We start from the raw sequence: 4,030 nt of genomic DNA, 5'->3' as shown, positions 1-4,030 counted from the left end.
ACGGAATGAAGTACACAGAACTTAAAGAACATCTTGTAAAGGACGGCGAAATTATCAAGGAACAGTTGAGGACAAGAAAATATAAACCTCAACCAGTACGAAGAGTGGAGATACCAAAGCCAGACGGTGGTGTCAGAAACCTGGGAGTACCAACAGTAACAGACAGATTCATACAACAAGCCATTGCACAGGTCTTAACACCAATCTATGAGGAACAGTTCCATGACCATAGCTACGGATTCAGACCGAATAGATGTGCACAGCAAGCAATCCTGACAGCACTTGATCATGGAACAAGTGAAGCTGTGTTACAGGCAGGTGTCGGACATTTTTGGGGTACATCTCTTCCAGTTGGTGGAGAAAGTACACATACAGTTCTGACCGGACATAGAGTCTTCCGACAAAAACACTATTTACCAATATAGATAAACTGGAAGTAGGGGATATTTTTTACATTAAAGTCTTAGATGAAACCCTGGCATATCAGATTGATCAGATATTAACGGTTTTGCCACAAGAGACAGATAGCTTGTCCATTGAACCAGGTAAGGATTATGCAACACTTGTTACGTGTACACCATTTGCAATCAACACACACAGACTTTTGGTTCGAGGAGAGAGAATACCTTATGAAGAGGCAACAAAGCAAGAGCCTGATACAAATATAAAACCAGAGTTATCTTTTACTGCTAAAGTGCTGATTGTAACAATTATAGTGATTTTTATAGGGCTGATGATAGCTGTAATTTATAGTATACGAGATAGAAAAAGGAGGAAAGCAAGGTGCGAAAGAAGATAAGAAGTATTCACATTATTTTATTCGTTATGCTTTTTCTTGTCGGTAATTTTATAGATATTTCAACAATCCATGCTGAAGCAGGAAGCAGAACAGGAAAACCAGATAAGCCAAATACTATTCAGAAAATAATAAATACGGTAAAAACCGGAGATACAACAAATATAGTTGCATGGTTTTTAATAGCGATTGTTAGTCTTGGTTTGATTGTAGGATTATATAAAAAGAGAAAAATGAAGTAGCCATTATTTAAAGAAAACTGATCCATTGCGGTGGAATCAGTTTTCTTGTGTTATACGGTTTAAAACGTTTCTGATATTAGTGTTGAAGTGGTGGTGCAACGGTACGATTGATATCGTTGTTTGATATATGAGGAGCATTGAGTAGTACTGTGAAATTCTGCTGGATGATATCTAGTGTTTTCTGTTTTTTCTGCAATTCCTGTTTTTCTCGGACAGTAGCAGCTTGTTCAGATTCAAGATGTTCAATCCGCTTCTGAATTTTATTAGAGCTTGGGATTTTGGTAATACCGAGATCTTGCAGCTCTTTTTTTAGTGAATCGTGGAGCTGGTATTCTGCCTGATGCTTGGTACGGTAAGCTTTTGGATTTTTTGCAGATTTGCAATCTTCAATCACTTTACGGCAGAGCCGGTAAGAATCGCAGTGTTTTTGAATGACTTTCTGTGTACGCAGCTCACTGGTGATTTGAGCTATTCTCTGATCAGTCGCTTTAACAGAAGAAGCAATGAATCCGGAAGAAGATATAACTAATACTATTATGTATAAGGGTAATAGAAATTTTCTGATGCAATTTTTAGTAACAAGTTGCAAAAAAATGAAGGTGTATTATGTTGGTGACTCCCAGAATCGGGAAATGATTTTAGATAAATTCAGATTAGCTCTTTTAAATGAAGAGTATATTATTTCCACGGATATTCAGGAAATATTAGGACGTGGTTCTGTCTTGTCATTCCGGCAATCATTGCTGTATAAATTTTCTAAATCAAAGTTAGAGAAAATGTCTGCATAAAACAAATTCGTTTTACGCAGACGTTTTTTAGCTAGCGGGGAAAAATCAACCCAACTCTGCCCCAAGTTCATACCTCCAATACTCCGCGGCCTCATACTCTCTGGGTTCTGAGAGTACCGGTACGGTAAAGAGTTCAACCGGAACACCGAGTGTTGATGCGAAGAGTTTCATAAGATCCTCTTTCGGTGTTCGGACATCGCTTTCGTACTGAGCAATCCGGACATCGGCACAGCTGTCGGGAAAGCCAACAGCCATGCCAAGTTCTTTCTGAGTAAGATGATTTTTCTGTCTTAAGTGTTTTAATTTTCTTCCAAATGTAATCATAGTATTATTCTCCTGTACTTCCAAATGCCCCAGTTCCTCGTCCTTCACCAAGGTCCAGGACAAAGTCTGCGATCACGACTGGTGTGATTACCAGCTGACCGACGCGTGTGTCTTTATGAATGGTCTGAGAAGATGTGCTCACGTTACTGATAATGGCATGGATCTCACCACGGTAAGATAGCTGTTTCAATGTGATCCATAGGCCTGTTCCTCCTTTACCAGAGCTTTTAAAAGAATCAGATAATTGATGCAGTCTGTGATCTTTTCATCCCACTGTTCCATGTCAAAATGTAACAGAGTGGAATAACACATATCGTAAAGGGATACGACATGTTTCGACATCATACCGGCCAGTGCTGCTTTTGGATCGCAGTTTTGTAAAGCGGCAGCAATCTTGAATGCACTGAGGCGGTCAATATTGTCACCGGTATATTCTTTCTTTTTATGTGCCAGGATATCAGCACATTTCCTCATTTGAAGTTCAAATACAACATTAAATTCTTCTTGTGTCATGTAATAGTTCCTCCTTCGTTTTGTGATAGTTATCGTTCGAGATCTTTGGTTTTTGATCTCGCTGCTTCTGGAATCTGCATCTGAAGAATGGCATCAACATTCTGATCGGCAGTATCCAGATCTTTTAATTTTTCTTTCAAGCTGCTTATTGCTTCTTCTTCGGAAGCTATCTGCTGTTGCAGTTTTTCTTTTTGCAAAACACAAAACTCTGGATGAAATGCTGCAAGAGTGGAAAGGGGCAAGCCAGTTTATTATTGTCATGGATACTTGGTTCGAAAGATTGATGACAGAATAATAGATGCTGTGATAGAATGAAGAAAACGATTTGAAGTGCAAATCGAAGTTTGGAGAATTGAGAAAATCTGAATTTATAAAGGAGAATATTGATGAAACTATTTTTATGTTCGCATTTTTCAAGTGTAGGAAGTCTGATAAAGGAAGAAATTGAAAATAAGAAAGTCGCATTTATTCCAACAGCTTCGCTGCGTGAAGGCTACACCGGTTATGTCGGCTCGGCTCGAAAATTATTCAAAAAGTTGGGAGCAATCGTAACTGAAATTGATATTTCAACGGAGGCTTATTCAACGATACAGTCTGTTTTTGAAGATGCAGATGTGATATATTTTACCGGCGGAAATTCTTTTTTTCTTATGGACCGGCTCCGTAAAACGGGAACTGATGGGCTGCTGAAAAAGGAATTGGCAAATGGAAAATTGATGATCGGCGAGTCGGCAGGCGCAATTATATGCGCTCCAAGCATCCAATATATCCAGCAAATGGATGAAAAGCCGGAGGACTACTCACAAGAAGATGATGCAGGGCTTGATTTGATTGATTTCTATGTTCTTCCGCATTATCTTATAGCACCATTTAAGAAAGTTACCGAGAAAATAATGACTGAGTTTTCGGATTTGAATCTATGCCCAATTAACAACTGTCAGGGAATTGTAATTGACGGTGACGGTTCAAAGGTTATTTGCAAAGACTAATTTGAAAATTCAAGTTTGGAGAATTGAAAAAAACGGAATTTACCTATTAAGATATATAAACTGTTGACAATAAAGCTCCTATATAGTATGTTTTTAATAAACTACTATATAGGAGCTTTTGCATGGAAATGAATGGAGGATTTCTTGTTACTAAAATAAAACAGCTTGGAGACCGGATTTTCGAGAAGATTCTCAGTGAAAAGAATATTGATGCATTTAATGGAGCCCAGGGGCGTATTCTTTATGTGCTGTGGCAGAAGGATGGTATTTCAATCAGGTCACTCTCGACTAAATGCGGATTAGCGATAACATCTCTTACTACGATGCTGGAAAGAATGGAAAATCAAGGGCTGATAAGCCGTGTTCAGTCTGAAACGG

Annotated in this window: 9 protein-coding genes and 2 pseudogenes; 6 read left to right on the top strand and 5 right to left on the bottom strand. The window is 38.6% G+C overall.

The window, feature by feature from the left end:
• Positions 1-5: 5 nt before the first annotated feature.
• The 3 genes and pseudogenes from DW965_RS19430 to DW965_RS18265 form a co-directional block, all read left to right on the top strand.
• A pseudogene (locus tag DW965_RS19430) lies at positions 6-287 on the top strand (reverse transcriptase domain-containing protein); the annotation flags it as partial.
• 134 nt (positions 288-421) lie between these two features.
• Positions 422-799, top strand: a complete 378-nt coding sequence (locus DW965_RS18270) for a sortase (RefSeq protein ID WP_330421268.1) — start codon at positions 422-424, stop codon at positions 797-799.
• A complete protein-coding gene (locus DW965_RS18265) occupies positions 784-1,038 on the top strand; it encodes an LPXTG cell wall anchor domain-containing protein (protein WP_117813323.1) in 255 nt (84 codons plus the stop codon). Before DW965_RS18270 ends, DW965_RS18265 begins: the two co-directional genes overlap by 16 nt.
• Positions 1,039-1,114: 76 nt before the next feature.
• Here DW965_RS18265 and DW965_RS18260 read toward each other — a convergent pair whose 3' ends face one another.
• Positions 1,115-1,432, bottom strand: a complete 318-nt coding sequence (locus DW965_RS18260; RefSeq protein ID WP_242998374.1) for a hypothetical protein — start codon at positions 1,430-1,432, stop codon at positions 1,115-1,117.
• A gap of 109 nt (positions 1,433-1,541) precedes the next feature.
• Between DW965_RS18260 and DW965_RS19425 the strand changes: the two genes are divergently transcribed.
• Positions 1,542-1,826, top strand: a complete 285-nt coding sequence (locus tag DW965_RS19425; protein WP_199605753.1) for a hypothetical protein — start codon at positions 1,542-1,544, stop codon at positions 1,824-1,826.
• A 45-nt stretch (positions 1,827-1,871) separates the two neighbouring features.
• Here DW965_RS19425 and DW965_RS18255 read toward each other — a convergent pair whose 3' ends face one another.
• The 4 genes and pseudogenes from DW965_RS18255 to DW965_RS18240 form a co-directional block, all read right to left on the bottom strand.
• Positions 1,872-2,150, bottom strand: coding sequence for a helix-turn-helix domain-containing protein (locus DW965_RS18255; protein ID WP_092072478.1), 279 nt, complete (start codon positions 2,148-2,150; stop codon positions 1,872-1,874).
• Positions 2,151-2,154: 4 nt separating this feature from the next.
• A pseudogene (locus tag DW965_RS18250) lies at positions 2,155-2,328 on the bottom strand (dUTP diphosphatase); the annotation flags it as partial.
• An 8-nt stretch (positions 2,329-2,336) separates the two neighbouring features.
• Positions 2,337-2,663 (bottom strand): hypothetical protein, encoded by a 327-nt coding sequence (locus DW965_RS18245; protein WP_029471619.1) that lies wholly within the window; start codon positions 2,661-2,663, stop codon positions 2,337-2,339.
• Positions 2,664-2,692: 29 nt separating this feature from the next.
• Positions 2,693-2,860, bottom strand: a complete 168-nt coding sequence (locus DW965_RS18240) for a hypothetical protein (RefSeq protein WP_242998373.1) — start codon at positions 2,858-2,860, stop codon at positions 2,693-2,695.
• A gap of 189 nt (positions 2,861-3,049) precedes the next feature.
• On the opposite strand from DW965_RS18240, the gene DW965_RS18235 reads away from it, so the two are divergent.
• Both DW965_RS18235 and DW965_RS18230 read left to right on the top strand, forming a co-directional pair.
• The gene (locus DW965_RS18235) at positions 3,050-3,652 is read left to right on the top strand and encodes a Type 1 glutamine amidotransferase-like domain-containing protein (RefSeq protein WP_119198663.1); all 603 of its coding nucleotides are present in this window, start codon (positions 3,050-3,052) and stop codon (positions 3,650-3,652) included.
• Between the two features lie 122 nt (positions 3,653-3,774).
• The coding region (locus tag DW965_RS18230; RefSeq protein ID WP_119198662.1) for a MarR family transcriptional regulator at positions 3,775-4,030 on the top strand (256 nt) is incomplete at its 3' end.

The organism is Blautia sp. AM47-4 (genome assembly GCF_003479865.1).
Taxonomy (GTDB): domain Bacteria; phylum Bacillota; class Clostridia; order Lachnospirales; family Lachnospiraceae; genus Fusicatenibacter; species Fusicatenibacter saccharivorans.
This window is presented reverse-complemented; position numbering and strand designations above follow the sequence as displayed.